At 66.5% G+C, this 3,340-nt stretch carries 2 protein-coding genes and 2 pseudogenes; 1 reads left to right on the top strand and 3 read right to left on the bottom strand.

Annotated elements, in window-relative coordinates:
- Nucleotides 1-108: pseudogene (locus tag ACIP84_RS38680) on the bottom strand (hypothetical protein); the annotation flags it as partial.
- Nucleotides 109-341: 233 nt separating this feature from the next.
- Here ACIP84_RS38680 and ACIP84_RS38675 point away from each other — a divergent pair.
- Nucleotides 342-1,571: an IS701 family transposase gene (locus ACIP84_RS38675; protein WP_401805090.1), complete on the top strand. Its 1,230-nt coding sequence runs from the start codon at nt 342-344 to the stop codon at nt 1,569-1,571.
- Between the two features lie 174 nt (nt 1,572-1,745).
- Here the strand turns inward: ACIP84_RS38675 and ACIP84_RS38670 are convergent, their stop codons facing one another.
- Together ACIP84_RS38670 and ACIP84_RS38665 are read right to left on the bottom strand one after the other, a co-directional pair.
- Complete coding sequence (locus ACIP84_RS38670; protein WP_401805087.1) at nt 1,746-2,855, bottom strand: IS630 family transposase; 1,110 nt, start codon at nt 2,853-2,855, stop codon at nt 1,746-1,748.
- A 92-nt stretch (nt 2,856-2,947) separates the two neighbouring features.
- A pseudogene (locus ACIP84_RS38665) lies at nt 2,948-3,340 on the bottom strand (transposase family protein); the annotation flags it as partial.

Raw genomic sequence — 3,340 nt, 5'->3', positions numbered from 1 at the left:
CCGGTGCTCGATCTTGTTCCACTTCGAGGTGCCCGGAGGCATGTGGCAGACCGTGATCTCCAGGCCGGTCTCGGCGGCCAGGGCGGCGAGTTCGGTCTTCCAGCCGCGGGTCAGCCACTACAAACGACGCGGCCACACACCACCCGAACCTGCCCAACCATCAGGAAAAGCACCGTTGCAGTACTATACTCCAGCAGCGCTTCTCCATTTTCGCTGGTCAAAGGCCTGAGTGTGGGGAGTGTAGTGCTGTGGAACCGGGTGTGGGACGGTCTTTCGCGGACCGTCCCACCAACGGGTGGCCGCGCCGCATGTAGCGAGAGTGCTCCGGGCAGTGCGCCGATGTGAGAGAGCATGCAGCAGGGAACGCCTGGGACAACGAATTTGCTGATCTTGTCCTGCGGATCGGAGCCAGGTTCACGCGGGTGGAACCCCGGCGGCGAGCACGTGACTACATCCGCGGACTCCTGGGCCAGGTCGGCCGCAAAAACAGCTGGCAGCTCGCCGAACACGCGGGTCACACCACACCGGACGGCCTTCAGCGACTGCTGTCCCGCTGCCGCTGGGACCCGGACGAGATCCGCGACGACCTGCAAGCCTATGTCGCCGAACGTCTTGGGGCCGAGGGCGGTGTGCTGATCATCGACGACACCGGATTCGTCAAGAAGGGCACCACCTCCGCCGGCGTCCAGCGTCAATACTCCGGCACCGCCGGACGCACCGAGAACTGCCAGATCGGCGTCCTCGCCGCCTATGCCACCACCCGTGGGCACGCCCTGGTCGACCGCGAGCTCTACCTGCCCAAGTCCTGGACCGAGGACCGGGACCGCTGCCGATCCGCCCGGATCCCCGACGCGCGCGTCTTTGCCACGAAGGGCGAGCTGGCTCGGAACGTGATCACGCGGGCACTCGCCTCCCCGTTGCCGATCGCCTGGGTCACAGCCGATTCCGCCTACGGACAGGACTCCCACTTCCGACGTTTCCTCGAGGAAGCCGGCCTGTCCTACGTCGTGGCGGTACCCAAGTCACAGCAGGTCCACGGCCCGCGCATCGACCACCTCGTCGGCCAGGCCCCGCCAGAGGCCTGGCAACGCCTGTCCGCCGGAAGCGGAGCAAAAGGCGAACGCTTCTACGACTGGGCCGCCGCCCGCCTGCCGGCCGTCGGGGAGTTCGACGGCGACGAACCCACCCGACAGCGCTGGATGCTGGCCCGCCGCAGCATCACCAGACCCGATGAGATCGCCTACTACCTCGCCTGCGCACCCCTGGAAGCCACCCTCGCCGACCTTGTCGGCGTCGCGGGCTGCCGCTGGAAAATCGAGGAGTGCTTCCAGAGCGCGAAGAACGAGTGCGGCCTGGACCAGTACGAAGTCCGCCGCTACGTGGGCTGGTACCGGCACATCACGCTCGCCATGCTCGCCCACGCGTTCCTGGCAGTGATGGCCGGCCAGGAACGCGAAAAAGGGGTGCCGACGGGGACACACCCGACCTCGTGGCCCTCACACCAGCAGAAATCCGCCGTCTGCTGGCAGTTGGCCCCCGCCACCACCCTCCGGACCGCAGCCATGCCATGAGGTGGTCACGGTGGCGACGCCGCCACCAGGCGAACGCACGCCACTGTCATTACATGCGGCGCGGCCACCCGTTGGTGGGACGGTCCGCGAAAGACCGTCCCTCACCCGGTTCCACAGCACTACACTCCCCACACTCAGGCCTTTGACCAGCGAAAACGGAGCGCTGCTGCAGTACTAGTGTCCTGAGTCGTTAATTCGTCGGCAGTATGAGGCGAGGGATTCGAGGATCTGGTCGGCTGTCCTGGTCCAGATGAACGGCTTGGGGTCTTCGTTCCATGAGTCGATCCAGGTGCGGATGTCCTTCTCCAGCGCCTGGACCGACTTGTGGACTCCTCGCCGTATCCGCTTGTTCGTCAGTTCCGCGAACCACCGCTCGACCAGGTTCAGCCAGGACGAGCTTGTGGGCGTGAAGTGCATGTGGAACCTGGGATGGGCCAGCAGCCACTTCTTGACCGCCGCGGTCTTGTGGGTCGCGTAGTTGTCGCAGATCAGGTGGACCTGAAGTCCGGCAGGGATCTCCTTGTCGAGCTTGTTCAGGAACTTCCTGAACTCCTCGGCCCGGTGCCGGCGGTGGAGAGACCCGATCACCTTGCCGCTGGCCGCGTCGAAGGCCGCGAACAGCGTGGTGGTGCCGGCGCGGACGTAGTCGTGACTGGCCCTCTCGGGTACTCCGGGCATCATCGGCAGCACCGGCTGGGAACGGTCCAGCGCCTGGATCTGCGACTTCTCGTCCACACACAACACCAGCGCCCGCTCCGGCGGGTCGAGATACAGGCCCACCACGTCGTGGACCTTGTCGACGAAGAACGGGTCCGTGGACAGCTTGAACGTCTCGGACCGGTGCGGCTGCAGCCCGAAAGCCCGCCACACCCGGGAGACGGCCGACTGCGACAGCCCGGTCTTCTTCGCCATCGACCGGGTCGACCAGTGCGTGGCGTTCTCCGGCTTCGACTCCAGCGTCCGGGCGATCAGATCGGCGACCTGCTCATCCAACACCGTGCGAGGCCGCCCCGGACGCGGATCGTCCGACAGTCCGTCGAGACGGTCCGCAAGGAACCGCCGACGCCACTTCGAGACGGTGTCGCGGGACACCCCGACCCGCTCCATCACCACACGCGTCGACACGGGAAAGCCGTCTTCCCCGACGTCATCGCAGGCCAGGATCACCCGGGCACGCATCGCCATGTCCTGCGCGGACTTACGCCGCCGCACCCAACCCTCCAACACCGCTCGCTCAGCATCGGTCAGATCCAGCGGCGCAAGCTTCGGTCCCGGACGCGTCATGACCCAACTATACGGAAACTTAAGACTCAGGACACTAGTACGGCACCTGGAACGTGCCGCCGGCTCCGGCGTATAGCTGCATGGGGTGTCTTGTCGGCAAGCACGGGGATCCGCAGTCGTTCACAGGTCGTGACGATGCGGTGGGTGCGGGCGGCGGTGATGTCGACCGTACGACCCGGCAACGCCGGCGAGTACCGGATCAACCCGCCCGCGGGATCGGTGACGGCCTGGATGTTCACTCCGTGCCGTCGGGCCTTGCCCGAGTAGTCCTTCTCGTGGTCGCCGACGCGGTCGCACTCGGCGATGGTGCCGTCCACCAGGACGTACTCGGGACGTGCTCGGGGAAGCGCCTGGGTCAGGGACGGCGCCCTTGAGGCGAGGAGCTTGATCACGCTCTGTACGTAGGCGTGCGCGGTGCCTTCGCTGATGCGGAAGCCCGCGGCGAGCTCCGCGCAGGTGGTGTGCTCGCGCAGGTGGACCAGGGT

The organism is Streptomyces sp. NPDC088707 (genome assembly GCF_044752725.1).
GTDB lineage: Bacteria > Actinomycetota > Actinomycetes > Streptomycetales > Streptomycetaceae > Streptomyces.
The sequence above is the reverse complement of the archived record's forward strand: the minus strand, read 5'-3'. Positions and strand labels throughout refer to the sequence as shown.

Excerpts from the sequence above, each read along its gene's own strand:
- ACIP84_RS38670 (WP_401805087.1), bottom strand. The coding sequence starts at position 2,855 with ATGACGCGTCCGGGACCGAAGCTTGCGCCGCTGGATCTGACCGATGCT.